The sequence below is a fragment of the Mycobacterium sp. E342 genome, from assembly GCF_001667665.1.
GTDB lineage: Bacteria > Actinomycetota > Actinomycetes > Mycobacteriales > Mycobacteriaceae > Mycobacterium.
On record NZ_LZJM01000008.1, the window covers coordinates 1 to 620 of the forward strand.

The 620-nt window shown below is 57.9% G+C and carries 1 protein-coding gene and 1 pseudogene; one reads left to right on the plus strand and one right to left on the minus strand.

Annotated elements, in window-relative coordinates:
* Positions 1 to 108, plus strand: a pseudogene (locus A5692_RS27815) (class I SAM-dependent methyltransferase); the annotation flags it as partial.
* 21 nt (positions 109 to 129) lie between these two features.
* Here A5692_RS27815 and A5692_RS00370 read toward each other — a convergent pair.
* The coding region (locus tag A5692_RS00370) for a class I SAM-dependent methyltransferase (RefSeq protein ID WP_231984128.1) at positions 130 to 620 on the minus strand (491 nt) is incomplete at its 5' end.

A 620-nucleotide genomic window follows, 5' to 3' on the forward strand; every position in this document is an offset into this window, starting at 1 on the left:
ATCCAGTCCGAAGAGGTCTACAACAAGTACATGCACTACCTGACCGGCTGTGAGAACTTCTTCCGCAAGGGCATCAGCAATGTCGGGCAGTTCACCCTCGTGAAGTAGGTCGCGAGGGGCTGGGGTCCGCTACTTTTCCAACGTGAACTGGTCGACGTCGGTGTAACCCTGGCGGAACAGCTTCGCGCACCCGGTCAGGTACTTCATGTAGCGGTCGTAGACCTCTTGGGACTGGATCTCGACCGCCCGTTGGCGGTTGGCCTCCAGGTTCGCCGCCCAGATGTTGAGCGTGCGCTCGTAGTGCTCCTGCAGCAATTGGACCTGCTGCACGGAGAACCCCGCTTCGCCGGCGAACCTGAAGATGTCTTCCTGCGCCGGTAATTGTCCGCCCGGGAAGATTTCAGTGCCAATGAACCGCGCGAATCGAAGGTCGTTCATCGTGATGGAGACGCCGCGTTCGTACTGCTGCTTCTGGGTGTAGGTCAAAATGGTATGCAATAACATGCGGCCGTCGTCGGGAAGAATGTTGTAGGAACGTTCGAAGAACGCGGCGTACCGCTCCATCTTGAAAGCCTCGAAGGCGCCGATGGTGACAATTCGGTCGACCTTGTCCTCGATCT